Origin of the sequence: Bradyrhizobium sp. 63_E2_N1_3, assembly GCF_052076005.1 — a bacterium.
GTDB classification, from domain to species: Bacteria; Pseudomonadota; Alphaproteobacteria; order Rhizobiales; family Xanthobacteraceae; genus Bradyrhizobium; species Bradyrhizobium barranii.
In genome coordinates this window covers 2,955,320-2,980,614 of record NZ_CP197235.1, presented here as the reverse complement: position 1 = coordinate 2,980,614, position 25,295 = coordinate 2,955,320, and the positions used below count along the sequence as shown (strand labels likewise).

The following is a 25,295-nucleotide window of genomic DNA, read 5'->3' as shown; positions in this document are numbered from 1 at the left end:
AAACGGGAATTAACAACTTACCGCCAAGCTGCAGGCGGCCCGACCGCCTTCTAGGCGTGCCAGTAAAGGCCGGCCTCTCTCAGAAATTCCGCTCCTCGCTCGAGCCCACAATGTTATTGTGGAGGTTTAGCCGCGCAACGTGGTTCTCGCCGCCATCTATGCGGGATTTTGTGACCACTAATCATTGCTAGAGCAGTAAATATCGAGCCAGACGACGCGCGGCAATCTGCTCATCTGTTGAATGGTCATCAGCCGGCCCGCAGATAAGGCAGCGGCATGCACAGAACCAAAAGAGCGCATTCAAAGCCGCGGATTAAGACGTAAATCGCCGCCGCGATCTGAACGATCAGGTTCACCGCATGGCCGGCCCGTAAGCTCACTATTCCAGTCGAGATTTTTCACCCACCTTTTGTCGTTTCGTCCGTTGTCTCGCAGTCTTGTCCCACGCCACGACTGCCTCTTCGATAGCGTCCATTCGTATGAGAACCATTTCGATGAAATCACCTTGGGGCTCAACGTAGAGTGCGCGCTGGTAGATCTCGCTGCGCAAACTTGGCACTATCTCTGAAGCAACCCGATTGCCGTGCGCCGCCATTTTTACGGATCCATCAACTGATCTATATAATCCGCAACCGACAGTTCCGCCGGTGGCTGCAATTTCACGAGATCCTCGGGCTTAAGACGAGTGTACCGTCTTAGCGTTTCCCAATCCTTGTGACCTGTGACAAGCGCAACCCTTTCGATCGGCAATCCAGCTTCGAAGAGTCGTGTTGCCGCTTCGCGGCGCAGATCGTGAAATCGTAGGTCCTCGATGTGAAGAACCTGGCACGCCCTGGCAAAGGCGGCGCCTGCGCTGGCTGCTCGATAAGGAAAAACCCGCCCTTTGCCTCGGGTCACAATCCTCTGCTCGAGAACTAGCTGCCAAGCGTCAAAGCCTGTCGCGTTCAGCATCGGTATAACTTGGTCATTGTCGTCTTGATCCTGGGGGGCCTTGCGGGCTCTGATCTTGATCAAGCGCTTTCTCATATCAACATCAGCCCATTCGATTCGGAAGATTTCGCCTTCGCGCATCGCCGTAGCAATTGCGAACGGAATAATGCGATCCATGGGGATGTACCGGCGTGGACTGGCTGCGAAGAATTCGATCAAACGCTGAATCTCTTCAACGGTGGGACGCCGCGTTCTTGCTCGACTTTTTCTCATCAGACCGAGCTTCTTTAGGGCTACGCGAGCTAAGTCAAACTCGTCGTGACGCAGCGGCGCGCCGTGCACGGCCTCAGCATAGGTCAGGATTGCGCTTATATCGGAGAAGTTGAACTGAACCGTACTTGCCGAAGCTCCCCCCTTTGCTCGCGAACGACCATATTCAACGAAGTTTGCTCGCGTGAGTTCTGAAAGCTTCAGTTTACCCAAAGTGGGCCGAATGCTTTCGAGGAAGAGCTGTCTGGTTCTCCCAACCTTCTTCCCAACTTCCAGCATGTCCTGAAGGTAGAGATCAATAAGCTCTTCCAACGTTCGCTTGTCCCAATCGGATGGTGCCTTTGCGGTAAGATCGATTTCACGTTCCAGGGCTAAACCCCAGGTCTCCGCGTCTTCCTTTTTGCGAAAGGTTCTCGTGGCGTACTGTCCCTTTCGACGGACTTGAATGCGCCAGTTGCTCGAAGGGAGCCTAATAAGTGTCGCCATGATCGTCCCCGCAGCTGCCGTTACAAAAATCGCGTCCTCCGCACATCAATTCGCAACCCTTTGTCCGCACTAGAGATGTCCGCACGGGCCGCTCGCGTAGGCGAGCTGGGTTGTAATTCCGCAGGCCCCGGGTTATCTCCAACGAGATCACGAAGCGTTCTTTCATCCTTGTTGGGCCATAAGTTGCAATCCGCTCCCTATCGCTTTTCTGTGGCTCCGATGATGGATTGGACCGACCGGCATTGCCGGGTGTTCCATCGTCACCTGACCCGGCGGGCGCTGCTTTATACGGAGATGCTGACCACCGGCGCCATCATTCACGGCGATCGAGAGCGGCTGCTCGGGTTCGACGCGATCGAGCATCCAGTGGCGCTTCAACTCGGTGGCTCGGATCCGCGCGACCTCGCGCAGGCCGCCCGGATTGGCGAGGATTTTGGGTATGACGAAATCAATCTCAATGTGGGCTGTCCCTCCGATCGCGTGAAGGACGGCCGCTTCGGCGCCTGCCTGATGGCGCAGCCAGAGCTTGTGGCGGTTTGCGTCGAGGCGATGAAACGCGTGGTCAAAGTGCCCGTCACGGTGAAATGCCGCATAGGCATCGATGACCAGGATCCGGAAGTCGCGCTGGATAAATTGGCGCGCGCCGTCGTCGCTTCCGGCTGCGATACCCTGACCGTGCATGCCAGAAAGGCCTGGCTCGACGGCCTGTCGCCCAAAGAAAACCGCGACATCCCGCCGCTCGACTATGATCGCGTCTACCGCCTCAAGCGCACGATGTCGGATGTGCCGGTCATCATCAATGGCGGCATCCCAGGCATTGACGAAGCGAAAGCGCATCTTGCGCATGTCGACGGCGTGATGCTCGGCCGTGCCGCGTATCAAGAGCCGTGGCGGCTTCTCTCCGTCGATCAAGACATTTTCGGCGAGGTGGCGCCGCATGCGACCATGCAAGACGCGCTCGAGGCGATGATGCCCTATATCGAGCGACAACTCGCGCGGGGTACACGGCTGCATGCTATCACGCGACATTTCGTCGGGGCATTTCACGCTGTGCCCGGCGCACGCGCCTTCCGCCGACATTTAGCGGAAAACGGGACGCGGCCCGGAGCTGACGTCCGGGTATTAGAAGACGCGATCGCCAAGATTTCCCAGCGACAGGCAGCCTAAGTTGGCCTTTCATTCGCCCAAGCAATAGCAGTGCGCCGGTTATACTGAAATCGCAGAGACAGTATAACCGTGGTGAAAGCCCGATGTGCTTGCGGGTTGACGCTGTCAAATTATTCCCCTTTGGATCTCGACTACGAAATTTGGATCAAAAGTCGGATTTTCCCATGCGCGCTGCGTCTGCAGCTATGGACCGCGGCCCTTGGCGTTAGAGACGACCCTCGTCATGCCAAAGTTTTTTCGAAGCATTCGTGGGTATGGCCGAAGATCCAAGCATCTGCCAGCCGCAGCGTTTTCTTTCCTCTCAATCGACTGGGGCCCCATGAGCGCCGTCAAGTCACTACGGTACGCTGCAGCTAAAATCTCTTCGTCCGTTAGTTGCGCGTAGTCGCGAGAGTGTTGGGCATCCGGCACCGGCGCGTGATGGGTGACAATCACCAACTTGCGGTCGCCCCTCGACTTACCCATTTCAGCCTCTAGAAACGCTCGCGATTGCCGGTGACGGAACAGCGCATTTGCCGGACGAAAAGGTCGCTTGTGGCGGTCGGTCCGGATCTTCTTGAAGTCGTTCATTCGCTTGTCCGCGATCGCCATTGCGCGTACATGTCGCCCCGCAGCATGAAGTCGGTCCACAACGTCGCTCCTGCGAACGTTACAGCCAAAAGGGATCGCGCAATTTTGAAGCACGTAGATCTTTGTGCCTCGGGCGGCGTCCATAGCCTTCTCTACTGTCCGAGCCTCGTCCGCCCCGTAAGCCTCATGGTTGCCCAGCACGTAAATGGCCGGCTTATCCGGCACACGCTCCTCAAAGCCAACGGACGCCACGCTCGGCACGCGGGATCAGTTCGCCTGCCATAATCAACACGTGGAACTCTGGCCGCTCCGCCGGCGGCGCAAGATCCCAACCACGGGTCAATATAACATGGAGATCACTCATGACCCACAAACGCATGGTTCATGCCCCAATCCTAGAGAGCAGCCGTTACAGCCGACACGAGCTGGATAGAAGTTTCTAGGCTCCTCTGGAGCGCTTGTAGGTCCGAGAGGCGGACCTCCTCCATCACCAAAGCGCGCGGCTCCAGGAGCTCTTTGACGAGCTGGATCAACGGCGTCTCTTGGATGCCTCTTTCATTCAAATGAAGGTTGGTTCTGATTGCGCCACTCGGCGTTAATCTCGTAGTCACCTCGATTGGGATCGACTGCAGCACGATGCTCAATGGGATCTCGATAGTTGCAAGAACTGCGTCAGTCCCTGCGATACGATGCCCGAATCTGTGCATACGGCTTGTGGGGCCAAAGCCATTTTGAGCGGAAGCCTCGCCGAAAGGCTCAATTTCTAGCCATTCTCTGAAAGCCATAGCAAGGCTCCTTTTTGGGTAACCGGAGCGTTCAACAGCGTTGGTCCCGACGCGCCTGTAACGCCATACCCGATCTCGGGAGGAATGCCCCCTGTCGAATCGTACAGGTGCGTCCAAATCTGAGCTGACCTACCTCGGAGGTGCCGGCTTCATTATCGACAAGGGGGTCGTATTGGATGTGCAGCCTTTCGGCCAAGTCCGACCGCCACCTCTCGGGACAGGCGATCGAGCTCAAGCACCTTCGATTCGCGGCACTCGCATATGAATGCGGCAGCTTCCGGAAGGCCGCCGAGCTCCTTCCTGTTCAGCATTCTGCATTGAGCCGTGCGGTGGCTCAACTCGAGGCCCAGGTTGGAGCGGCTTTATTCGAACGTTCGACAACAGGCGTACGACCTACCCTCGCTGGCCTGCATTTCTTGAAACACGCAATCTCAATTTTGGAGCAACTTGACGCACTTCTCGAATCGACAAGCGGCTTGGCACGTGGCCAGTCTGATCAACTTCGGGTAGGCTTATGCGCGTCGGTCGCCCCTGGCCGCCTCGGAGAACTCCTTGCCGGCTTTCGGCAACGTTGCGCTCCTACTAACCTAGTCGCCACAGAGCGATCTACGACAGGGTTACGTAGATCTCTTCAGAGCAGCGATTCAGATATTATAATTGGATCAGGACTGCCCGACTCGTCAACCGTCCACGCGCACGCGCTGTGGCGCGAGCGGGTTTTCGTTTTGCTCCCGACAGATCACGCGCTTGCTTCCCACGAAGCTGTCTTCTGGACGGACCTTCGCGATCAAACCATTTTGCTCGTAACGCCCGATCGTGCCGGCAGCGTGGAGGAAATGTTAGAATCCAGAATCCAGATGCGTGGGATCATCCAAAACGTGCAACGGCATCACGTCAGTCGGCACCTCATTCACAAGTTCACAAGACTGGGATTCGGCGTGAGCTTTATCCTAGACTCCGACGTCGCCACTGTTGGAGACGACGTTGTTTATCGAGAATTGCACGACGAGCAGGGTCAAGTGGACGTCTGCTTTTATGCGCACTGGATGCCCAGCAATAGGAAATTCGCATTACGTCCATTTCTGACGTTTTTAGCCGAGCGCTACCCGTCGCCAACCGAGCGATAGACGCGCTTTGACTTCGCAAAGCCTCTGTCTGCGGCCATAAATCGCGCCAGCATTGGCGCGACCAGTTTGATTGGATCAATCGCCTGGCCTGTTTCGCGCGCCAAGGCTTCAGCGTACGCAACCAAATCCCGGTGCACCGAAGCAGGTAGTTCCGTCATGACTTTGACTGGCTTATCGTCCGACAACGCCGTGATCTTAAGCTTCGACACCAGACACCTACCCTCTATACAGCTCAAGAACGAGATCTCGATTGACGATGACACGCACCGGGAAACCGGACCGGATGGTCAACGTTGGTTGAATACCGAGGCTGCGACGGACGATCTGTTGGCCTGTTTGATTGAGGGAGTCGCCTGCACCGCGCCGCATCGCCTGGAGGATCGCGCTGTCATTGCTGTTCGTATTTGAGCCCGCGCCGGGCTCGGTGCCGACGGCTAGTACCTCGTCACAGAGATTATGACTCTTTGGAAGTGGCGGGGTAGGCGCCAGCCATTTTGGCGCGAGCCTTGTCTGTTGTGAACATCCATTTGATGCGGGAGCGGGCGGCATTTCGTTGTCGTTCCCAGGCGGTGATTTCGCGGCGCAGTCGCTTAGGGTCGTCGATCCTGCGATCCAGGCACTGGCCCCGCAGGACGCCGATTTCGATCTCGACCATGTTGAGCCAGCTTGCGTGTTTTGGGGTATAGTGGAACTCGAGCCGTCGCAAAATCCGCCTGGCTTCGGCGGGCGGGAACGCCTGATAGAGGGCGCCGGCGGAGTGGGTCGATAAATTGTCCTGGACGACCCGGATGATCTCGGCGTCGGGATAATGGATGTCGACGAGATCACGCATGCATTGGGCGTAATCCCTTGCCGCTCGCCGCTCGGTGACCTTGACCTTGCGCCAGGGACGATGCACGTCGAGGAGAACGAAGAGATTGACCGTGCCATTGCGACGATACTCATAATCGTAACGTTCGAGCCTGCCGGGCTTGGCCGGGATGGGCTGACGCGTTTCGCCGATGAGTTGCACCGGGCTTTCGTCGAAGCACACCACTGGCCGCCTGGAGTCGGGTGCCTCGGCATAGAGGTCGAGCACATCCTCCATGCGGGCGACGTATTCGCCGTCGACCTGCGGAATGCACCACATGTCTTTGCGCCAGGGCTTGAGGGCATTCTCGGCCAGGCGCCGCCGAACCGTCTCGTGCGACAGGCTCTTGTGTTCGGTGAGCTTGACCATCGCACCCGCCAGCAGCTTTAGCGTCCAGCGGGCACGGCCCCTTGGCGGACTGGCGCAGGCTGTCGCCACCAGCAAGGCTTCTTCCTTGCCCGTGAGTTTGCGCTCCGCCCCGGGACGCGGCTCTTCGCTCAGCGCCCGCTCCAGATTGCCTTCCACGAAGCGTCGCTTGGTCCGGTACACGGTCGAGCCGCTCACGCCGACGCTCCTTGCGATCTCCTCGTCGCTGGTCTCGGCATCGGCGGCCAGCAAAATCTGCGCTCGCTTGAGCTTGCGGGACGCATGCTTGCCGCCGCTGAGCAGCGCCCTCAGTTCGGTGCGCTCGATTTGGCTGAGTTCGACCCGATAGCGTACATTCATGGCGTGCCTCCTCGTTCGAGGCACGCACGAACAACTGAATCGGATGGCCGGCGTGAGTCCTTCGACAAAACCCTTCACGCCCACGCAGGGGCAGTATCTGGCTTTTATCCACCTCTATACCCGGCTGCATCGCAGGCCCCCGGCCGAAACCGACATGCAGGAATATTTCCGCGTCAGCCCGCCTACGGTTCACCAGATGGTCCTGACACTGGAACGCGCCCGCCTCATCAGACGGCAGCCAAGGACGCCTCGCAGCATCGAGGTCCTCGTTGATCCGAAACTCCTGCCGGAGCTAATCTGACCGCCGGACCCAACCTGTCAAAATCACTGTGCAGAGCCACTAGTAGGGTCGAAAGAGCCGCGGCTTTGAACAATTCGCCCCAGTGATTATTGACCTCGTCTTCAAGCCCCGAATAGCCCGCGGTATCAGCCCCCTGTTCACGCTCCAACACCATCGAACGGCCATTCGGCATGATCAGCCGGGTCCAGACCAGCAACACGCGCGACTGACCGAAGGCAACCTGGCTGTCATAAACGCCAATCAGGCGCGCTCCCTGCGGGATAAGCAGAAAGCGCCCGGTGGGCGAATCGAACACATTTTCGGTCACCTGTGCGGTGATCTGGCCCGGAAGGTCCGACCGTATCCCTGTGATCAAGGCACCTGGAATGACAGTTCCCGCCTGCACGACATAGGGTGATGCCGGCTTGGTGACGCGATCGGGGCTTACTGTACGGCGATCAACGAATGCATTGACGAATGCGAGCTTCCTGTCCTGACCACCCTGCGAAACTCCCTCGTCGCCATTGGTGGCCGAAATTGATGAAGCATTCCGGTCGCCACCCTGGGCCGCGGCAGCAGGCGGGCGCGCATCTCTTGCATTGGCCGAAGCGAACAAATGGCTTACGCGGGCCGCTTCGGTTTCTTGATCCCGGCGCTGCTGTTCCGCATCGAGAGCCGTAGCCCCAATCGTCGGCGACTGACCTTGGGCGGCCAGAATAGGACGCCCAAGGTCTCCAGGAAGAGGTGGACCAAGCTGGGGAATACCTTGACGCGTCAACCCCATGTAGTCCTTCGGCAGCGTCGCAATGCCATCGGCAATATCGTGATGCTCAGTGGCGTAGAGCTCATCCGCCGGCTGATTTCGGGAACGATTGTTTTGCAACGACCACAATACAGCGCCGCCAATGACTACCAGCGCGACCGCAATTCCTCCTGCGAGAACCTTGCGCGATAGCCGTGTTACGCGCGGATGTTCCGCTCTTAGGCGGAAGCTTCTCGACGGGTCGTCCTGTGTTTGCCTCGAAATCGATCGATCCTGATCGCCTTCAATCTGCGAATTCATGACGACGACCTCCCGTCAGTCCTGACAATTCGGACCTTCTGCTGGTGTTCGCCCCCGAGCCGCAGTTCTGCCGCTGCAAACAGCCGATCCACAATCAGTAAATTGCCGTATGCGCGGTAGTTGACCAGCTCGGTCTTTCCGTCAGGGCCAATGACGAACAGCGGCGGCATCTCGCCTTGGACAATCCCTTGCGGGAATTCGACATAGACCTTGCGGCCGTCGTCATACGCACAGAGCGGCCGCCAGGGTGGACTGTCCCCCTCGATTGCGTAGCGAAGCACGCGCTGCGCTGGATCTGGAAGAACCGGTGTGAGGGAAGCCTCGCGCGATTTTTCGCGCGCTGTTTCTGGATAATACCAGGCGACGGAGGGCATGTAGGGCCGCTCGCGGGAGCGAAGCTCGATCAAATACGTGCGCCGGTCGGTATTAATGACAAGGTTGGTCTCGATTGCCGCCCGCGTCGGCTTCGCGAGGATGTGGACACGACGGGTGTCGCCGCTTCCACTTTCGGTATCGCCTACAACCCATCGCACCGTGTCTCCTGCCGCGATAGGCCCCGATCCTGTCAGTTGCTCCCCTTCTTCGAGCGCAATATCCGTGATTTGTCCGGGAGAGGCGTACACCTGATAAAGCGCTCCCGGGCTGTAAGCGTAGATCTGAGCCGCGTTGAAATATCCCCGCTTGCGCGGCTCGACTCGCGCCGCATTGTTTGCTGTTTCAACACGGCTCACCGGTTCAGCCTCCTCCTTCCCTCCTGACTTCCCGCCGAGAGCTGGCTTCCAGGCAGGCGGGACGTGAAGCGGGTGCGGTCTGTTGTCGACCGGTGCTGGAGGCGCTGGCAACGCCGGCAGCTCAGCGTCATAGTTGATTTTCGGCGGAATATAGGTCGCGCAACCTCCAAGGGCCGACGAGCAAACCAGCAGGGCCGACACGATCGCGCGCTTCGAGATCAAGGCGCTAGCGGTGGTTGGGTTGTTAGGCTTCGAGGAAATGTTTGACGTCGTCTTGGTCACTGACCCAGCTCCTTCGACCAATTGATGGCGCGTACATACACGCCGAGCGGATTCTTGCGCAGCCGTTCGGCGTTGCGCGGCGTCTCAATCACAACGGTGAGAATCGCGGTCCAGCGCTCGGTCGAACTCAACGAGCCGTAGTCGTAGGTGCGTTGGACCCAAGCGACTCGAAAGCTGTCCGGTGAGGCACGGATGACGCTGGAGACATCAACCGAGATTTGCGCCTTGCCCAACTTAACGAACGGATCGTTGTTGCGCGCGAAGTCATTGAGCGCGGCCGCGCCCCGATCGGTCGTAAAATCATAGGCGCGCAACCAATTCTGGCGGAGCACGATGCCGTCGGCGGGTAGGCCTCGGACATCTTCAACAAAACGCGCCAAATGGTAGGCGATCTGAGCGTCGGTGGGTTGATAGTCAATGTTGGCCGGGGCAACCCTTTGCGCCTGACCGAGCCGATCGACCTCGACCACCCAGGGCGTGATCGATCCTTGACTCGATTGCCAAACGAGACCACCCGCAAGACCACTTGCTAGCGTGAGGCAGCCAAAGGCCATCAACCGCCAGTTCTTGGCCTGGACGCGCGCAGATCCAATGCGCTGATCCCAGACCTGAGCAGCTTTTTGATAAGGCGTGACGGGTTCGGGCATGCGCCCGTAGTGAACGGACGGTCGTTTGAACATGAAATTTCCTCCTGAGATCAAGAGTTTCGTCTTAGCGTTGTAAGAAGTTGGCTGAGTTGTCAGTGCCAGTAGTTGGTGGATCGACGCCGCATCAGTGCTCTCCTTCGGAGAGATCGACTGAAGTGCCGGCTCCGCCGGGATCGCTGGAGCGAAGGGCATGCCCGGCCGCGGATGCGCCATGCCGAATTGTCTGGGCCTGCTTCGCGCGCCGTGCGAAATCTGGTTGCCGATCCGCTGAACTAGCTGCGGCCCGCTCGCCTGCTTGCCCATCGCTGGCGAATGTGCTCGCCATCCGGCGCAACGGATTTGTCACGGCTGACACACCGGTCTCGGCGGCGCCTGCAGCGTTGCCGCTTCGATAAGCAGCGGAGACCCCGCTTAGAGCGGCGCTTCCTCCGCGCGCAGCACCTGCGATCGCACCACCGGCGAGGCCTACACCGCCAGCGGCAAGGCCAGCGCCCGCGGCAACAGCACCGCCAACAGCAAGACCCGTCCCAATCGCCGCGCCGGCGCCAAGCTGCGGTCCGCCTGAGACCAAGCCGTTTGCGATTCCTGGCCCGAAGATACCAAGCCCCAACAAGGTGAGCGCCGCGAGAACAAGAGTCATCGCCTCTTCGATCGTCGGCTGTCCGCCACTGAATCCGGACGTGAACTGCGAGAACAAGGTCGAGCCGATACCGACGATGACGGCCAGGACTAGTACTTTGATTCCGGAAGACATCACGTTGCCCAGGACCCGCTCTGCTGCGAAGGCGGTTTTGCCGAAGAGGCCAAAAGGAATGAGCACGAAGCCGGCAAGTGTCGTCAGCTTGAACTCAATCAGAGTGACGAAAAGCTGGATCGCCAGAATGAAAAAGGCGAGGAGAACCACGGCCCATGCAAACAGCAGAACGACGATCTGGACGAAATTCTCGAAGAAGCTGATGTAGCCCATCAGGTTCGAGATCGAGTCGAGCAGCGGCCGGCCGGCGTCCAGGCCGACCTGAGCAATGCGACCCGGTCGTAGGAAATCTGATGCCAATAGGCCGGTCCCGGATGCTTTCAGTCCAAGCCCAGCAAAGCTTTCAAAAACAATGCGTGCGAGGTTGTTCCAATTGCCAATCAGGTAGGCGAAGACGCCGACGAATAGTGTCTTCTTCACCAGGCGGGCAATAATATCCTCGTCTGGCCCCCAGCTCCAGAACAGGGCAGCAAGAGTGACGTCAATCGCAGCAAGCGTTGTTGCGAGATATCCGACGTCGCCCCCCAATATGCCGAAGCCGCTATCGATATAGCGTGTGAACGTCTCCAGAAATTGATCGATAACACCAGTGCCAGTCATCGCCTGCTCGCGTCTGGAATTGTAACTGAGGGATAACCTTGGGATAGGCGGCTCTGGTCATTTGGTGCGGCCCCTGAGCTGCCAGGGTCGAAATCTAAGGGACCATTTTTGTCACCGAAGAAGCGGCGCCGGTTCTCCGCCCAAATGCGCAGGCAATGTTGGTAACCCATCGTGTCGTTCGTCGTGACGCTGCGGCAGCTAGCAACGTCAGAACCATCCAAGCTGGTCGTCTCTTCAGCCGTTGCCGGCGAGGAAGGGCCTTCGCCACCACGAAGCTGGATCGCGCAGGCTGCGGCGAGCAGCACTCCAACTGCTGCAACCAAGACGGCTCCAGAGGGTCTTGCGTCACTCATTGGTGGAACATCCGCACTTCCTGGGGTTGGTAGCCCTGACCCGGCGTCAGGAACCGTCGGAGTTGTTCACGTCCCTGGTCTTGAGCTGCGGCGCGCTGCGCCCCTTCGAGGCTCTGCGCCCTGCCCTGGGCTGCCACAGTGGCGGTGAGGTCAGCAAGTTGCTGTGCCTGGAGCGCGAGAATCTGATTGCCGGCCTGAGTTGCCTGCAGCGCGCCGCTGGCCCCCTGGCTTGACGTTACAAGCGCAGCGGTCTGGACGCGGTTGGTGTCGAGGTTGCCGACTACACCTGCCTGCACCCGGAGTGCGTCCTGCAGGCCAGCCACAGAATTTTGCCAGCGCGATTCAGCGTTGGTGAACAACGCCTGGCTGGACTGGTTGCTGGATGCCGGCCTATAGCTTGTCGAGAAGGCCTGATCAATCTGTTGTACGTCGTATGCAATGCGTTGGGCTTGGGCCAGCAGCTGCTGGGTCCGCTGGATCGATGACTGCAGCTGTTGCAACGACGAGTACGGTAGGTTGGCCAGATTCCTGGCCTGATTGGTCAGCATCTGCGCCTCGTTCTGCAACGAGGTGATCTGATTGTTGATCTGCTCGATCTCACGCGCCGCGGTTAGGACGTTCTGAAGGTAGTTGTCAGGATCGAAGACAATCCACTGCGCCCGCACCGGCGCCGTGATACCGAGCGTGAGGGTAATCATGCTGGCGGCGAGCAATGAGCTAAGTCTTCTCATAGCGGTCTCTCCAAATTGCCGAGTTCGGGGATCAGGTCGATGGCCCAGGCGAGACCACGGTGCTGGAGCCAGGCGGGCACGAAGCCATCCCGTCCATGTTCCGCGAGCACTCGCTCCATGGCGGCTTGGTCAGTCTTGGAAGAGGCCGCCGCGAAGGCGAGCGCCACTTCACCAAGGCCCAATTCGAACATCCGGTTGCCGCGGCGAGACTGGCAGTAATAGTCGCGCTTCGGCGTGGCCCGGCTTAAAAGTTCGATCTGCCGGTCATTGAGGCCGAAGCGCCGGTAGATTGCTGATATCTGCGGCTCGATTGCCCGTTCATTGGGGAGTAACAAGCGCGTTGGACAGCTTTCAATGATCGCCGGCGCGATTGCGGAGCCATCGATATCGGAAAGGGATTGGGTGGCGAAGATGACGGACGCATTCTTCTTTCGAAGCGTCTTCAGCCACTCGCGAAGCTTGCCGGCGAACCCCTCGTCGTCGAGGGCAAGCCAGCCTTCGTCGATAATGAGAAGGGTCGGCCGGCCGTCAAGACGGTCCCCGATGCGATGAAAAAGGTAAGACAGCACGGCCGGAGCCGCGCTCGTTCCGATCAACCCCTCGGTCTCAAACGCTTGGACCGAGGCCTCGCCAAGGCGCTCGAATTCGGCGTCGAGCAAGCGGCCGGACGGACCACCCAAGCAATAAGGTTGTAAAGCTCGTTTGAGGGGGGAAGATTGCAGAAGGACTGACAAGCCCGTCAGGGTGCGTTCTTGCGCCGGTGCTGACGCGAGGGAGCTCAGTGCCGACCACAGGTGATCCTTGACCTCCGGCGTGATCTCGATCTTTTCCCGGGCCAGGATCGCACTGATCCATTCGGTGGCCCATCCTCGCTCCGAACGATCATCGATCCAGGCGAGAGGTTGTAGGGCGACTGAGTTTTCGCTCTCGTTGGACAGCGCACCACCCAGATCATGCCAATCGCCACCTATCGCGAGCGCTGCCGCCCGGATTGAACCACCGAAATCGAACGCAAAGATCTGGGAGTTCGGATAGCGGCGGAACTGCAACGCCATCAGGGCCAGCAGCACAGACTTGCCCGCGCCTGTCGGTCCCACTACGAGAGTATGGCCGACATCGCCGACGTGGAGGGAAAATCGGAACGGAGTCGATCCTTCGGTCCGACCGTACAGCAACGGCGGACCCCTGAAATGCAGATCTCTCGCCTCGCCCGCCCATACCGCCGACATCGGAATCAAATGCGCAAGGTTGAGGGTCGAGACCGGCGGCCGCCTCACGTTGGCATAGGCATGTCCCGGTAGGCTGCCGAGCCAGGCCTCGACGGCATTCACCGTCTCGACCATGCAGGTGAAATCCCGCCCCTGGATGATTTTCTCGACCAGCCGCAACTTCTCGTCGGCTCTCTCAGGGGCACGATCCCAGACCGTGATAGTTGCCGTGACGAAAGCTTGTCCGATCTGATCTGACCCCAGTTCCTGCAGCGCGGCGTCGGCGTCCATCGCCTTGTTATGGGCATCGGTATCAAGCAGCGCCGACGCCTCGTTGGTCATCACCTCCTTGAGAATGGCGCCTATCGATTTTCTCTTGGCGAACCACTGGCGTCGAATTTTTGTCAGCAGCTTGGTGGCATCGGTCTTGTCGAGCATGATCGCCCGGGTCGACCACCGATACGAGAACGCCAGGCGATTGAGTTCGTCCAAAATTCCGGGCGTGGTTGCGCCAGGAAAGCCAACAATCGTGAGGATCCGGACGTTGGCTGATCCCAGCATCGGCCCCAGCCCGCAAGTCAGCGGCTGATCAGCCAACAGGGCGTCGATGTACATTGGAATTTCTGGCACGCGAACGCGATGACGCTTGGTCGAGACCGTCGAGTGCAGGAAAGTCAGCGTGTCCTGATCGTCGAGCCAGCCGCACTCGGGCATGAACCCTTCGACGAGCTGCAGCACGCGATTGGTTTGGTCAATGAATCCGTGTACGACCTCGCGCGCGTCGGTTCCAAGGGCACGATCGCGGCCCTCGTAGAGCAGACGTTCCGCCTTGGCGGCTCCCTCCTCCGGAGGCAGGTACAAAAACGTCAAGAAGTAGCTGGACTCGTAGTGCGCACCGGCTTCTTCGAACTGTGCTTTACGTTCGGCATCGACCAACGCCGATGCCACATCCGGAAACATGTCGTAGGGATAAGTGCCCGCAGAATGACGCTGCGCCTCAAAAAACACGGCCCAGCCTGAGCCGAGGCGCCGCAAAGCGTTGTTCACACGGCCGGCGATGGCAACAAGTTCGGACGGCACGGCGCTATCGAGGTCGGGTCCTCGAAATTTCGCCGTCCGTTGGAACGAACCGTCCTTGTTCAGGATGATTCCTTCGTCGACCAGAGCGGCCCACGGCAAGAAGTCGGCAAGCCGGACGTTGGAATGGCGGTATTCGGCGAGATGCATCATGACCGACGGCTCAGACGTTGAGATGACTGGGGATACGCAGATGGCGGCGCACGACATCAACAAAGGCAGGGTCGCGCTTGGCCGCCCAGACAGCGGCCATGTGACCGATGAACCAGAGGACGAGACCCGCGATCCAAAGCCGCAGTCCCAAGCCAAGGGCTGCGGCCAGCGTGCCGTTGATAATCGCGACCGACCGTGGCGCGCCGCCCATTAGGATCGGCTCAGTCAATGCACGGTGAAGGGGCGCGACAAAACCCACGACCGGTTCATCCATCAGATCACCACGCCGCCGCCGAAGGAGAAGAACGACAGGAAGAAGCTCGAGGCCGCGAAAGCGATCGACAGACCAAACACGATCTGGATTAGTCTACGGAACCCGCCGGAAGAATCGCCAAACGCAAGGGTCAATCCGGTTACGATGATAACGATCACCGCAATGATCTTGGCGACCGGTCCCTCCACCGATTGCAGGATCTGATTGAGCGGCTGCTCCCACGGCATATTCGAGCCGGCTGCCCATGCCGGTGCCGTTGTCATGAGAATCGCACTAGAGGCGGCAAAGGATACGACTTGAAGAGAACGAAGTGGTAGACGCATGTCAGTCTCCTGCTGATGAAACGCTGTAGTCGCCAGCGGCCCCAAGTCCCGTGACGAGGGCTAGCTCCACGAGGCGGCGATCAGCACCGCGTCCTGCGAGCACAGCGACCACATTGATTGTTTCGGCTATGAGAGCGCGCGGAACCGCGATGACGGCTTCCTGAATGAGTTGCTCGAGCCGCCGTAACGCTCCAATCGCGGTACCAGAATGGATCGTACCGATGCCGCCGGGATGACCAGTGCCCCAAGCCTTGAGCAGGTCGAGTGCTTCGGCACCGCGGACCTCGCCGATTGGGATGCGGTCAGGCCGCAGTCGGAGTGAGGAACGAACGAGATCAGAAAGCGTGGCTACGCCATCCTTGGTCCGAAGGGCTACGAGATTGGGAGCTCGACACTGAAGTTCTCGGGTGTCTTCGATCAGCACAACGCGATCGGAAGTCTTTGCCACTTCGGCCAAGAGCGCGTTCGTCAATGTTGTCTTTCCGGTCGACGTGCCACCGGCAACGAGTATGTTTTTCCGAGACGCGACTGCGATCCTGAGTGTCTTGGCTTGCGCGGAGGTCATGACGCCCGCGACGACGTAGTCGTCGAGCGTGAAGACCGCGACCGCCTTCTTGCGAATGGCGAACGCCGGAGCCGCAACGATCGGAGGCAAGAGACCTTCGAACCGCTCGCCCGTGCTCGGAAGTTCAGCCGAAACACGTGGCGATCCAGCGTGCACCTCTGAGCCAACATGGTGCGCTACCAAGCGAACAATACGTTCGCCGTCTGCCGCCGATAGTGTTTCCCCGGTATCAGCAAGCCCGCTCGACAGCCGGTCGACCCACAACCGCCCATCGGGATTGAGCATCACCTCGATGATCGCGTCATCTTCCAAGTAGCGAGCGACGGCGGCGCCCAGCGCGCTACGAAGCATTCGCGCACCCCGCGAAGTCGCTTCCGAATGATAAGAATGGACTCCCACCGCCGCCCCCACCGAGCGAGGACCTCTAAAGAGCGCCCTCAGATGGGGTGATTAAAAGAGCCACCAATCGAATTAGCGCAACAAGCGCTCCTTGGTCGTCGTAGGTTGGCGTAGGAAAAGAAAGACCCGCGGGAGAACTGGACGTCTGTTCGCGTGAGCAAGGCGGACGCGCCTACCCTAGACGTTCAGGTCCGAATCTGACCCTTAGCAAACCTTGAGACCGGCCACGACAATCGCTTAGCGTACTCGCTGGGCCGAGCCATCGCAGCTTTATATCGCATAGTCGCCAGAAGCTACGGTTCGATGCCATCATGACGAAGGCAGAGAACCGAGCGGCCGCCGGGCCTGGCACCAAGAGCGCATGCGTCAGCGCGCGGAAGAAGCGTGGGCCGAGGCGACCTAGCCGAGCTTGGCCGGCTTCGCCACTACCTCATCTTCGGTAGAAAGGACAACCGCGCGCATCGCGAGAAGCTGATGAAGGCCATCGACGACTACGTCGAAGAGATGACCGGCGATTGGACCTGGCTGCACGCCCAGAACCACAAGTGTGGTTGAAAAATCGCTGGCAAATCGGCCCCCGTGCCTTGGGGGCCGCACCCAAATCAATTAGCTAGGGACGCTTTAAGGCGCCCTGCTTGGCGATGGCTGCTTCACCCATCTTGTCTATCGTGTCGGCTATGTTGACCCTACGTTGCGCCTCAAGCTTTTGCGCACATTCTTCATCGCCGTGGCACTCCTGCCTGAACAGTTCAAGCATTGTCGTAAACTGAAATCCCGGCCGCGTCGCAAAGGCGATACAACCCAGACTGATCGCGAAGCCAATGCAAATGAACAGCCGTGACGGAATTTGTTCCCGCGCTCGTTTGATGGCACTGACGCGCGTCGGTCGTTGTCGGTCGCGGGGACGCTACGAAATGTAAAATCCGAGCCGCAATGCACGTTTTTCAGTTAGGCCGATTGGCGAGTCCTGATAAGCCCTGACGAAACTCCTGTACAATCTCTTTTCTATCACATCGTCGAACAGGCCGAAAACGACGAGTAGCGTGAGCGCCACTACGCCCGCCATCCCGACCGAATAGATTGCTGCGTGCCGCATGCACGGTGTTCCACTGTCGCGAAGAATGCATAGAACTTAAAACACTACTCGTGCCCCAAGTAATACAGCGCTTTATATCGCCATTCTTCCCAGAATTCCGCAATGGGAAGGAGATGGGAAGCGGCTTTGAAGGCAACTGACCTCGGCTCGGTAGCGGTTGGCCATGAACTCCAGCCCTGCCCGCTCCTCAAGGATCCGGCTGGTCCGGCGCAGCTCCAGGCAGATGCGCTCCAAGCGCGAGCTCGTCAACGTCGTGCTGATGCCACCCCATGGAGCAGATCAGACTCCGGCGCGCTTTAACGCTGGGCGAAATATCGGCCATACTCGCGTTATGGCTGCTCTCGATGAGATCGAACGAAACGCGGCACAGGCGCACTTGAAGCGCCTGGAAGGGCTCGTTGAGGATGTACGGAAGGCGCTAGCTGGCTCGAGGAATGCCAGCGAGAAGGTGGCGTGGCTCAAGGAAATGCTCGCCGCTCAAGGCTATCGCGTCGATGGCCATTAGGCCAGCCGGCGTGAACATCGGCCCCTCCATCATTCTGATTTCCTCTTTTCCACACCCACGACACCAGTAGTGGATCTGGTGCGCGCATCGTCCGATCATCGTCTTACCCAACTCACGCTCGTGCTGCATTGCTATCGCAATCGGCGATGTTATGTTCGGCGCAGAACCGGGCTTTTTCGATGCGCAAAATCGCCGTCGCCGTCTTGCTTGCCCTGATCGCCGCCCCCGCGCTGGCGCAGGACCATGTTCAACAGTATGGCGAACAGCCTAAGGAGAAGACGGCGTCGGAGAAGGCGGACGACGATCGGGCTGAGGGCACCTATTAACTCTCTCTCAACAATGTTCCGGACCAGAAGTCGGTCGATCCGTGGGGAACTGCCCGCGGCGATGATGCGTCGAAGAAGTCGGCCGCGCCGGCCAGGCCGGCTGTGAGCGGTCGTCCAAGACCAAGAGCCGCAGCACCGCCAATTAGCAAAGATGAGTGAAACGGCGGGCTCGCTTCGTCCGCACCACGACGCGCAGTAACTCGAGCGTGCTCCCGGGGCCCAAGGAATTGATAGCCTGCGAAGCGCTTCCGGCGCCGCTTGTCAGGTCGAGGTCAGAGGTTCAATCCGATGATAAACCGGATGGCAAAGAAGGAGCCGGCGGCGACAATAGCCGTCGCGCTAAGCGCGAACACAACTCTCCAAGTCTCATCCATTCGGCGCCTCGTATAAGACGGCCCCGTGGCGGCCCCATCGGGCCGGGGGGCGTGATGATGCTGAGGCCTCCGGACAGGCTCTTGCCTCGTGGGACCGAGATCGTCGCCGCAGAACGAAAGTCGGCCGCAGCCGGTATGTTCCCAGCCAAATTCTCATTTCTGCTGCTTGTGGCCCAATCCCCACAGTGCTTCAACTAAGGGCCGCAGGCTCCGTCTGGTCCGGCTCCTGCGACCCTTGCCGCGACGTTCCGCACGATCGACGCAGCGAATTGCGACGAATCATGTTGCTTGCCATCCGGACACCTCTGTCAGAGTGCGCCCCGATGGCTCGGCCATCTGAGGCGGCTTAGAAAGCGAGTATGAGCATCGCCACCAGCACGACGTTAAATGCTCCCAGCGCAATCATGGCGGCATCAAAGACGCGGGTTAAGTCGATCATGGTGCCCCTCCATCCACGCTTGCTCGGTAGAAGATGCTCCTGTTCGCAACCGGGGTCACTTGGAGGGCAGACATGCACGGCAGGTCATTTCCAGCCTCGATGCTCCCGGCTGCCGATCCAATTGCGGATTAGAGCGCCGGGAGTGCTAGGCCCGCCAGCTATGGCGAGGAAGAACAAACAGGCCAGCACGCCAATAGCGCCCGGTATTACCAGGTTAAGTCTATAAAGCACCGCCTGTCAGCAAAGGAATCGCCTGTCCGATAAACTGACGGGCCTTCGGCTGCGTTAAGCGTCAGCGACAAAAACCCGCCAGCGTGAACCGGCGGGCCTTTGTGATGGACTCGCGATCGGCTTACCAAGGAAGATAGAGCGCGACGAACAGCGCCAAGCCGATCAGACCGCACGCCCACGTGACCGGGCCAATTGGTGTCTGCGTATCCACGATACCCCCAAGATACCCCCAAAAAAACTGCGAGCTCGACTCTGAAGGGCGGCCCGTGCCTCGATCTCGTCCGCCGAGCGCCTACAATCCTCGGCGACCTTCAGTAGTCCGATCCGCTCGATATGCATCGTGGCAGGCGCAGCCTCAGCTAGGCAGATCTGCTCTAGCCTCCAGAGCTCTTCCAGGTCTCGCTTCATTCGACCACGCACGCCCATTGGTACATGCTGATCCTTCTGTAGTGCAAAACCGTGGCAATAACACTTGTGCGAGTAGCGTGCATATAGTTCCAAGATTTGCCGCAAGGTCCCGATCTCGGTCGTGGGGGCGCTCCTTGTCACAGCCGGGTCGGCAGCCCGGACGACCTTTTCCCACACCCACGACGCACAGCAGATCGCGCAGGTTTCGAGCCACTATAAACGACAATTTGACTCTCACTGGCGCCGCGTTTCGATGGCGTCATGACCAAGGCAGAGAACCGCGCGGCCGCGAAGGCCCACCACAAAGGACGGATGCGCAAGATCGATGAGGAAGCAGAAGTCGAACGCGTGAAGGCAGACCTCGCTGAGCTCGATCGGCTTCGCCGCTACCTCATCTTCGGCACGCAAGCCCGCCGCTTCGGCAACCGCGAGAAGCATTTAGCCACCATTGACGACTACGTGGAGGAAATGACTGGAGAGCGGACCGCGCCGCACGTCAAGAACCACCAGCGCGGATGACGAATAGAGGATACCGCCAACAGTGCTGCAGCCCCGTAGCTCCCCGTAGATTTCCCCAAGGGTTGCCGCTTCGCCTTTCGAAGGCCTTCTTTACCCTCAAGGGTCGCGATACCGTTTCAGAACAACCGGGCCAAATTCGAGGAATAAGCGCGGCGTTTAGCGCGCGCCCACAGACTATGCGGGGAGAGCTGTGAAGCGCACTTACCTAGCAATCTCTATTGCAGTGGGCGCCTATATCCTTACGACGGGAGTCGGCGCGGCGATCTTCCCTTTCTCATTCGGCCGCGACCAGCTCATGGCGTACGTGGGCCATGAACCCAATATCATTTCGGGGGCCACCCTCGGCTCTCTGACGTATTGGATGCTGCTGCTAGTCTTTGTGATCGCGCTACCGACAGCCGCGTTGCTGGCAGGAGGCTTGATCGATCGCCCCATCTTCTCTGAAGAATCAAAGGTACCCATTTGGCTTCCAATCGCCACCGCGTTGGCGATGACTGCCTACTGCCTCTATCGGCTTTCGCTGTCTGGCGGCCTCAACCTTCTGACAGCTCCCTGGGACCTGACCTCGTGTTACGAAGCCAAGATCCTGCGTCGGGCCGAATTGCAGAGCGCGCTTGGAAACTTCTACTTTGCCTTCGCCTTTGCGAGCCTCCCGATGCTCAGTTGCTATCTGCTTGCACGCGGCGTGATAGGTAAAAACAAACCGGCGTTGCTGTCCTTCGCCGTTCTAAGCGTCGTCATCCTTAGTCTTGACCTTGCGACAATGCAGAAGGCGCCAGCATTCATCTACCTCTTGATGGTGGGGCTGACGCTCGCACTCTCAGAATTCGGAATTTTACGCAGCGGCATTCTCGTGCTGCCGATTGCTGCCGCTCTCTTCCTCGTGCTTAGCATCACTCAGTTTTGCGCTGCTGAACACGTTGTATCGCCCGCGCCCTTTGCGGAGGGATCGCGACCAGAGGGATCGCGACCAGATCGCCTGTCAACGTTTCGGATCATCGCGATCCGGATGGTTCGCTCCAACTTATTGAGGATGGCCGTCGGCTTTCCCTTCTATGTAGAAACCTTCTCAGACCCAGAACGCCGATGTGGCATCGATCCATCGTGGCTACGTCGGGTCTTTGGCGAGCAACGATGCTTCCCGCCAACACTAATATTTCCTAAGGTATTTCCAAATGTCACGTCCACGACAGGCTATCAGCCTGCACCTGTGAACGTCTCCGGCTATGCAGAGGCAGGTCCCTGGTACGCATTGTTCGCGACCTTTGTTGCCGGATCACTGCTTGGCCTCATTTCCAGTCTGGGACGCGGCAGAGACCCTGCGGCGATCGCGACCACAGTCGCAGCATGCGTCTTCGCCTACTATATTGCGCAATCGTCTCTAACCGGAGCTCTGTTTGACGCATACGGACTGCTATGGCTAACGCTGCCCCTTTTCATTTTAAAGCTGTCAAATATTTCGCGTGGCACGTGACCGCCTGCGCTCGAAAGAAGATGAACGGTGAAAGAATTTTTATCTGTCGCCGCGAAGGTGATCGCGTTGATGATGCTGGGAATGGCCGCTGCGCTTTCCACGATGATGTGGCCATTTGGTCACAGGGCCTCGCGCGCAGCCCTGCTATTTTGGCGGTTCACTGGAGATCGGACCATGTCAATCGATCGGACACGGACTATCGAGTGGGACGGCAAGGTCTTGAGCGGCTCGGTTGCCGCAAATGGAACACCAACGAAGGTTACTTTTGCGGCCGTACAAACGGGCGGGACTGAGTCCGCAGATGTTCCTACCAATCGTTACTTGCCTGGTAGATGGAACTGGGGCCCGGCGAAATCCTCGATCGATTGGTATTGATACAACTGGCGTTCGGCGTGAACCGACGGGCGGCAAAAGAAAACCCTACCTCGTGAGCCGGCGGGAGTTTGGACTGTAGATTACGCCCGGGGTCTCCTGGTCGTGGACGGGTTATAGCACGAACGCCTGCGCTAAGTGTCGGCGCGCATCATCTCGGAATGCTCTACCGCAAGCGCACGATAGTGCGCGGCCATCTCTCGATAGTGCGCCCGGGAAATTGCATCCTTTGCCTCGTCCGCACGCTTTTCAAACATGGCCGCGCGGTCTCGAAGGTCTACGGGGTTGGCCATCAGCTATCTCCACAGGTCCAACTGCCCACCCAGCCACTGCTATATGGATGCTAGCGGCGTTGGAGCCAGTCGAAATTCCGTGAAATCACGGGAATGGGTTTGCTCGAACCGTGAATGAAAGAGGCCGCCTAAGTCAGCGGCGAGCCCGACTGGATGAGCTGACCCCGCCTTTGGTCTCATATAGTTTGGTGCGTTACGGCTTGTATTCGCGCTCCAGTTGCGGCTCAATAACGCTTTCGGTCTTGGGAGACCAACATGCATTTTTGATCGGCTGCATGACCTCCGAACCATCAGATTGAAGTGAGGGGCATACTATGCGTGCACTCATGCTAGCCTGCCTGTTGGCGTTCTCACTCGTCTCCCACGCAAAAGCCAATGAACCCCCACCGGACTGGCTTGCGGCTCGCCTCTGGCTGGACAGTGCAGATTGCGCACTCAAGACCGGCAAGTTCCTCGTTCTGTGTCGCGACAGCAGAGTGATTCCTATCGGCGATGACAGCCTCGGCGACGACCCCGGGCACGCTCTCGCGCTGGGACTCTACTCCGCGCTGACAGGACGGGCGGCAAAGCCGTCCGATATTGCCCGGATCAACCTTGGCATCAACGTCATCGGCCTGATCCTGCTCGCCCTCCTGCTGTTCACGCTGCAGCTGCGGATCAGCGCAGCGCTCGTGCTGCTGTCGATCGCCCTCGCTCGGCAATACCCCATCCTCACTCCCCACCCGGCAGGACTTGGCGATGCCTGCCTTTCCGCCATCCTGCCGCTGGCCCTGCTAGGCCTACCGCTGATCAAGGCATCGCAAGGAACGTTCATCGGCTGGCTGGTGGCGGGTATTCTGAGTCTTGCGACAGCAAGTCTGTTTCGCCAGTCAACGGCCATGATGGGAGTTGCCGCCTCCGCGGCAGCGATCGCCGTCAGCGCGGCCGTGTCAGGCCGCCGCACCATTCTGCCGCACATCGCGCTGCTTCTCGCCGTCTTCGTTGCCTACAAGGCCCCCCACCTGGTGCACCGCGCCCGCGACATTGCATACAACCTGCAGCCCGCGAGATTTACCGAGGAGCACGGCCCGTGGCACAGCCTCTACATCGGGCTCGGGGTGAACAAGAACCCGTTCGGCATTCGCTGGGATGACGCCAGCGGCATCGAAGCCGTCGAACGCTTAGACTCTCGCATCCTGTTCGGCACTCCCGCCTATTTCGATGCGCTCAAGCACGAATATTTCCGGATCGTCACGACGTCGCCAAGACAGGTTCTCCAAGTCTACGCGACCAAGCTCGCTAGCACCCTTCACCAATCATTGCCCGCACCGCTCCAAGTCCCCATCATGTGGCCGCTCCTGCTCGTTGGGCTGGCTGCCATGGTCGTCCGCTTCTGGATCGCACGTCACCTTCCACCTAATGCCGCGGACGCAGCACTGTTCGTCGCGTCGCTCTACACCTGCTTTTTCATCGGGCAGGCCGTCCTAATCAACTATGCGATGATCTACATGTTTCCGATCGGGATGTTCCTGCTGCTTGCCATCGGGGCGTGCCTCGATCTCACCCGCCGGACCATCTCAACTTGACGTCAGGAACCGTGCCGGCCCATCGGCAAAAACCGAGGTGGAACACTCACCTCACAGCTTGTCGTGCCAGCCACACCCAAGTAGGGGCTTGCTTCGACTAGATGCGGTAATGGGCCCGGCTCCAGAGCAAGGGGTCATGATGGTGGCTGTCCCCCGATAGATGATGAAATGGGGTCACGACTTGAGTCGGCCCCAAGCATCTGGAGACGGAGGACAGCCGTCGAGAATTATGCCGGAATCGACGTGTCATTGGAACTGTCGAGCGCGTGTGTTGTGGACGCCCAGGGTAAGATCCTGAAGGAAGCGAAGGTCGCGAGCGAACCCGACGCCTTAGTTGAGTTTTTTGAGACGCTCGGCTTTGCAGTGAAGCGGATCGGGCTGGAGGCTGGGCCGCTGTCGCAATGGCTGCATGCAGGCCTGAAAGGTGCAGGATTTGAAACAGTTCTGCTGGAAACGCGGCACGTGAAGGCCGCATTATCTGCAATGACGGTCAAGACGGATCGCAAGGATGCCCGCGGGATCGCCCAGTTGATCCGGATGGGATGGTTTCGGCAGGTACACGCAAAGTCGGTTGATGCGCAAGAGATCCGGGCACTCCTGATCGCACGCAAACAGCTTCTCGGGCGGCTGATCGATGTAGAATTAAGTATCCGAGGGATTTTGCGCGGCTTCGGTCTGAAGGTTGGCCCGGTGACGCGAAGGAATTTCGAAGCGCGGATTCTAGAGTTGGTTGCAGGCCAGGCGACATTGGAGCGCATTGCTGGTGCGATGCTTTCGGCACGATCGGCCCTGAAGGCAGAATACGGAAAACTACACAAGGCTGTGCTGGCAATTGTGCGTGATGATGCAGTCTGCAGCCGGCTTATGACAGTACCAGGCGTTGGTCCCCTGGTGGCCATCACCTACAAATCGGCGATTGATGATCCTCATCGCATTGTAAAGTCAAAGGCAGCAGGCGCGCTGTTCGGGCTCACGCCAAAGAAATATCAATCGGGAGAAAAGGACGTCACTGGCGGAATCACGCTGGCCGGCGATGAGACGGTGCGGACGGCCTTGTACGAAGCCGCCAACGTTCTGCTATCGCGCATCACGCGGTTCTCAAAACTCAAACGCTGGGGGATGGACGTCGCCAAGCGGAGAGGCTCGAAGCGCGCAAAGGTCGCCTTGGCACGCAAGCTCGCAGTGATCCTGCATCGGATCTGGGTCGATGGCACGACCTACCGATGGGCCGAAGCGGGCTCAATCGCAGCATAGAAGACGTGGAGGAGATCAAGAACGCAACCGGGATGAACTGAAGCCCGGTGCCCGAAGTCCCGTCGCCGGGACGGTGGATGCGGTGAAG

General features: G+C 59.1%; 26 protein-coding genes and 1 pseudogene. 10 read left to right on the top strand and 17 right to left on the bottom strand.

Annotated features, from left to right (window positions below; genetic code table 11):
- Nucleotides 1–597: 597 nt before the first annotated feature.
- A complete protein-coding gene (locus AB7531_RS13850; protein WP_063982131.1) occupies nucleotides 598–1,686 on the bottom strand; it encodes a tyrosine-type recombinase/integrase in 1,089 nt (362 codons plus the stop codon).
- A 183-nt stretch (nucleotides 1,687–1,869) separates the two neighbouring features.
- On the opposite strand from AB7531_RS13850, the gene dusA reads away from it, so the two are divergent.
- A complete protein-coding gene (dusA, locus tag AB7531_RS13845) occupies nucleotides 1,870–2,853 on the top strand; it encodes a tRNA dihydrouridine(20/20a) synthase DusA (protein ID WP_225005777.1) in 984 nt (327 codons plus the stop codon).
- Between the two features lie 183 nt (nucleotides 2,854–3,036).
- On the opposite strand, the gene AB7531_RS13840 is transcribed toward dusA, so the two are convergent.
- Together AB7531_RS13840 and AB7531_RS13835 are read right to left on the bottom strand one after the other, a co-directional pair.
- The gene (locus AB7531_RS13840; RefSeq protein WP_245328602.1) at nucleotides 3,037–3,423 is read right to left on the bottom strand and encodes a hypothetical protein; all 387 of its coding nucleotides are present in this window, start codon (nucleotides 3,421–3,423) and stop codon (nucleotides 3,037–3,039) included.
- Nucleotides 3,424–3,818: 395 nt separating this feature from the next.
- A complete protein-coding gene (locus tag AB7531_RS13835) occupies nucleotides 3,819–4,208 on the bottom strand; it encodes a hypothetical protein (protein WP_208070371.1) in 390 nt (129 codons plus the stop codon).
- Between the two features lie 176 nt (nucleotides 4,209–4,384).
- On the opposite strand from AB7531_RS13835, the gene AB7531_RS13830 reads away from it, so the two are divergent.
- Nucleotides 4,385–5,335, top strand: coding sequence for a LysR substrate-binding domain-containing protein (locus AB7531_RS13830; RefSeq protein ID WP_063982128.1), 951 nt, complete (start codon nucleotides 4,385–4,387; stop codon nucleotides 5,333–5,335).
- Here the strand turns inward: AB7531_RS13830 and AB7531_RS13825 are convergent.
- The 13 genes and pseudogenes from AB7531_RS13825 to trbB form a co-directional block, all read right to left on the bottom strand.
- Nucleotides 5,311–5,544, bottom strand: coding sequence for a DUF2274 domain-containing protein (locus AB7531_RS13825; protein WP_084795049.1), 234 nt, complete (start codon nucleotides 5,542–5,544; stop codon nucleotides 5,311–5,313). The two genes, AB7531_RS13830 and AB7531_RS13825, sit on opposite strands and share 25 nt — an antisense overlap.
- Nucleotides 5,545–5,551: 7 nt before the next feature.
- Nucleotides 5,552–5,773, bottom strand: a pseudogene (locus tag AB7531_RS13820) (TrbI/VirB10 family protein); the annotation flags it as partial.
- Between the two features lie 16 nt (nucleotides 5,774–5,789).
- The gene (locus AB7531_RS13815) at nucleotides 5,790–6,911 is read right to left on the bottom strand and encodes an IS630 family transposase (protein WP_063981152.1); all 1,122 of its coding nucleotides are present in this window, start codon (nucleotides 6,909–6,911) and stop codon (nucleotides 5,790–5,792) included.
- A gap of 227 nt (nucleotides 6,912–7,138) precedes the next feature.
- Nucleotides 7,139–8,254 (bottom strand): TrbI/VirB10 family protein, encoded by a 1,116-nt coding sequence (locus AB7531_RS13810; RefSeq protein WP_441279971.1) that lies wholly within the window; start codon nucleotides 8,252–8,254, stop codon nucleotides 7,139–7,141.
- Nucleotides 8,251–9,267: a P-type conjugative transfer protein TrbG gene (trbG, locus tag AB7531_RS13805; RefSeq protein WP_063982126.1), complete on the bottom strand. Its 1,017-nt coding sequence runs from the start codon at nucleotides 9,265–9,267 to the stop codon at nucleotides 8,251–8,253. Before trbG ends, AB7531_RS13810 begins: the two co-directional genes overlap by 4 nt.
- On the bottom strand, nucleotides 9,264–9,947 hold the full coding sequence (gene trbF / locus AB7531_RS13800) for a conjugal transfer protein TrbF (protein WP_063982125.1): 684 nt from the start codon (nucleotides 9,945–9,947) through the stop codon (nucleotides 9,264–9,266). The genes trbG and trbF overlap by 4 nt, the downstream gene beginning before the upstream one ends.
- 91 nt (nucleotides 9,948–10,038) lie before the next feature.
- Complete coding sequence (gene trbL, locus AB7531_RS13795) at nucleotides 10,039–11,268, bottom strand: P-type conjugative transfer protein TrbL (protein WP_247302167.1); 1,230 nt, start codon at nucleotides 11,266–11,268, stop codon at nucleotides 10,039–10,041.
- Nucleotides 11,265–11,621 carry a putative entry exclusion protein TrbK-alt gene (gene trbK-alt, locus AB7531_RS13790; RefSeq protein WP_084795046.1) on the bottom strand — a complete coding sequence of 119 codons (357 nt, stop codon included), beginning with the start codon at nucleotides 11,619–11,621 and terminating at the stop codon, nucleotides 11,265–11,267. Before trbK-alt ends, trbL begins: the two co-directional genes overlap by 4 nt.
- Entirely contained in the window at nucleotides 11,618–12,352 is a 735-nt protein-coding gene (gene trbJ, locus AB7531_RS13785) for a P-type conjugative transfer protein TrbJ (RefSeq protein WP_063982123.1), read from the bottom strand. Before trbJ ends, trbK-alt begins: the two co-directional genes overlap by 4 nt.
- A complete protein-coding gene (trbE, locus tag AB7531_RS13780; protein ID WP_247302166.1) occupies nucleotides 12,349–14,790 on the bottom strand; it encodes a conjugal transfer protein TrbE in 2,442 nt (813 codons plus the stop codon). The genes trbJ and trbE overlap by 4 nt, the downstream gene beginning before the upstream one ends.
- A 10-nt stretch (nucleotides 14,791–14,800) precedes the next feature.
- A complete protein-coding gene (locus AB7531_RS13775) occupies nucleotides 14,801–15,064 on the bottom strand; it encodes a VirB3 family type IV secretion system protein (protein ID WP_038957466.1) in 264 nt (87 codons plus the stop codon).
- A complete protein-coding gene (locus AB7531_RS13770) occupies nucleotides 15,064–15,327 on the bottom strand; it encodes a TrbC/VirB2 family protein (RefSeq protein WP_232674470.1) in 264 nt (87 codons plus the stop codon). The genes AB7531_RS13775 and AB7531_RS13770 overlap by 1 nt, the downstream gene beginning before the upstream one ends.
- A 61-nt stretch (nucleotides 15,328–15,388) precedes the next feature.
- Nucleotides 15,389–16,303 carry a P-type conjugative transfer ATPase TrbB gene (gene trbB / locus AB7531_RS13765; protein WP_038957464.1) on the bottom strand — a complete coding sequence of 305 codons (915 nt, stop codon included), beginning with the start codon at nucleotides 16,301–16,303 and terminating at the stop codon, nucleotides 15,389–15,391.
- A 432-nt stretch (nucleotides 16,304–16,735) separates the two neighbouring features.
- On the opposite strand from trbB, the gene AB7531_RS13760 reads away from it, so the two are divergent.
- The 6 genes from AB7531_RS13760 (at nucleotide 16,736) to AB7531_RS13735 (ending at nucleotide 22,098) form a co-directional block, all read left to right on the top strand.
- Complete coding sequence (locus AB7531_RS13760; RefSeq protein WP_157789197.1) at nucleotides 16,736–16,906, top strand: hypothetical protein; 171 nt, start codon at nucleotides 16,736–16,738, stop codon at nucleotides 16,904–16,906.
- Between the two features lie 764 nt (nucleotides 16,907–17,670).
- A complete protein-coding gene (locus AB7531_RS13755) occupies nucleotides 17,671–17,952 on the top strand; it encodes a hypothetical protein (RefSeq protein WP_063982122.1) in 282 nt (93 codons plus the stop codon).
- Nucleotides 17,953–18,131: 179 nt separating this feature from the next.
- Nucleotides 18,132–18,278: a hypothetical protein gene (locus AB7531_RS13750; protein ID WP_224580826.1), complete on the top strand. Its 147-nt coding sequence runs from the start codon at nucleotides 18,132–18,134 to the stop codon at nucleotides 18,276–18,278.
- Between the two features lie 1,713 nt (nucleotides 18,279–19,991).
- The gene (locus AB7531_RS13745; RefSeq protein WP_038958625.1) at nucleotides 19,992–20,249 is read left to right on the top strand and encodes a hypothetical protein; all 258 of its coding nucleotides are present in this window, start codon (nucleotides 19,992–19,994) and stop codon (nucleotides 20,247–20,249) included.
- Nucleotides 20,250–20,439: 190 nt separating this feature from the next.
- Entirely contained in the window at nucleotides 20,440–21,723 is a 1,284-nt protein-coding gene (locus tag AB7531_RS13740) for a hypothetical protein (protein WP_157789196.1), read from the top strand.
- A gap of 27 nt (nucleotides 21,724–21,750) precedes the next feature.
- The gene (locus tag AB7531_RS13735) at nucleotides 21,751–22,098 is read left to right on the top strand and encodes a hypothetical protein (RefSeq protein ID WP_157789195.1); all 348 of its coding nucleotides are present in this window, start codon (nucleotides 21,751–21,753) and stop codon (nucleotides 22,096–22,098) included.
- A 131-nt stretch (nucleotides 22,099–22,229) separates the two neighbouring features.
- Here AB7531_RS13735 and AB7531_RS13730 read toward each other — a convergent pair whose 3' ends face one another.
- The gene (locus tag AB7531_RS13730; RefSeq protein ID WP_158332916.1) at nucleotides 22,230–22,388 is read right to left on the bottom strand and encodes a hypothetical protein; all 159 of its coding nucleotides are present in this window, start codon (nucleotides 22,386–22,388) and stop codon (nucleotides 22,230–22,232) included.
- 314 nt (nucleotides 22,389–22,702) lie between these two features.
- On the opposite strand from AB7531_RS13730, the gene AB7531_RS13725 reads away from it, so the two are divergent.
- A complete protein-coding gene (locus tag AB7531_RS13725) occupies nucleotides 22,703–23,953 on the top strand; it encodes a hypothetical protein (protein WP_187388001.1) in 1,251 nt (416 codons plus the stop codon).
- 168 nt (nucleotides 23,954–24,121) lie between these two features.
- On the top strand, nucleotides 24,122–25,207 hold the full coding sequence (locus AB7531_RS13720) for an IS110 family transposase (protein WP_063982120.1): 1,086 nt from the start codon (nucleotides 24,122–24,124) through the stop codon (nucleotides 25,205–25,207).
- Nucleotides 25,208–25,295 lie beyond the last annotated feature (88 nt).

Excerpts from the sequence above, each read along its gene's own strand:
- trbF (WP_063982125.1), bottom strand. The coding sequence starts at position 9,947 with ATGTTCAAACGACCGTCCGTTCACTACGGGCGCATGCCCGAACCCGTC.
- AB7531_RS13770 (WP_232674470.1), bottom strand. The coding sequence starts at position 15,327 with ATGACAACGGCACCGGCATGGGCAGCCGGCTCGAATATGCCGTGGGAG.
- AB7531_RS13755 (WP_063982122.1), top strand. The coding sequence starts at position 17,671 with ATGCGCTCCAAGCGCGAGCTCGTCAACGTCGTGCTGATGCCACCCCAT.
- AB7531_RS13745 (WP_038958625.1), top strand. The coding sequence starts at position 19,992 with ATGACCAAGGCAGAGAACCGCGCGGCCGCGAAGGCCCACCACAAAGGA.
- AB7531_RS13830 (WP_063982128.1), top strand. The coding sequence starts at position 4,385 with ATGTGCAGCCTTTCGGCCAAGTCCGACCGCCACCTCTCGGGACAGGCG.
- AB7531_RS13750 (WP_224580826.1), top strand. The coding sequence starts at position 18,132 with ATGCGCAAAATCGCCGTCGCCGTCTTGCTTGCCCTGATCGCCGCCCCC.
- AB7531_RS13815 (WP_063981152.1), bottom strand. The coding sequence starts at position 6,911 with ATGAATGTACGCTATCGGGTCGAACTCAGCCAAATCGAGCGCACCGAA.
- trbJ (WP_063982123.1), bottom strand. The coding sequence starts at position 12,352 with ATGAGAAGACTTAGCTCATTGCTCGCCGCCAGCATGATTACCCTCACG.
- trbK-alt (WP_084795046.1), bottom strand. The coding sequence starts at position 11,621 with ATGAGTGACGCAAGACCCTCTGGAGCCGTCTTGGTTGCAGCAGTTGGA.
- AB7531_RS13720 (WP_063982120.1), top strand. The coding sequence starts at position 24,122 with ATGGGGTCACGACTTGAGTCGGCCCCAAGCATCTGGAGACGGAGGACA.
- AB7531_RS13810 (WP_441279971.1), bottom strand. The coding sequence starts at position 8,254 with ATGAATTCGCAGATTGAAGGCGATCAGGATCGATCGATTTCGAGGCAA.
- trbB (WP_038957464.1), bottom strand. The coding sequence starts at position 16,303 with ATGCTTCGTAGCGCGCTGGGCGCCGCCGTCGCTCGCTACTTGGAAGAT.
- trbE (WP_247302166.1), bottom strand. The coding sequence starts at position 14,790 with ATGATGCATCTCGCCGAATACCGCCATTCCAACGTCCGGCTTGCCGAC.
- AB7531_RS13835 (WP_208070371.1), bottom strand. The coding sequence starts at position 4,208 with ATGGCTTTCAGAGAATGGCTAGAAATTGAGCCTTTCGGCGAGGCTTCC.
- AB7531_RS13850 (WP_063982131.1), bottom strand. The coding sequence starts at position 1,686 with ATGGCGACACTTATTAGGCTCCCTTCGAGCAACTGGCGCATTCAAGTC.
- AB7531_RS13840 (WP_245328602.1), bottom strand. The coding sequence starts at position 3,423 with ATGAACGACTTCAAGAAGATCCGGACCGACCGCCACAAGCGACCTTTT.
- AB7531_RS13775 (WP_038957466.1), bottom strand. The coding sequence starts at position 15,064 with ATGGATGAACCGGTCGTGGGTTTTGTCGCGCCCCTTCACCGTGCATTG.
- AB7531_RS13730 (WP_158332916.1), bottom strand. The coding sequence starts at position 22,388 with ATGGCCAACCCCGTAGACCTTCGAGACCGCGCGGCCATGTTTGAAAAG.
- AB7531_RS13725 (WP_187388001.1), top strand. The coding sequence starts at position 22,703 with ATGCGTGCACTCATGCTAGCCTGCCTGTTGGCGTTCTCACTCGTCTCC.
- trbL (WP_247302167.1), bottom strand. The coding sequence starts at position 11,268 with ATGACTGGCACTGGTGTTATCGATCAATTTCTGGAGACGTTCACACGC.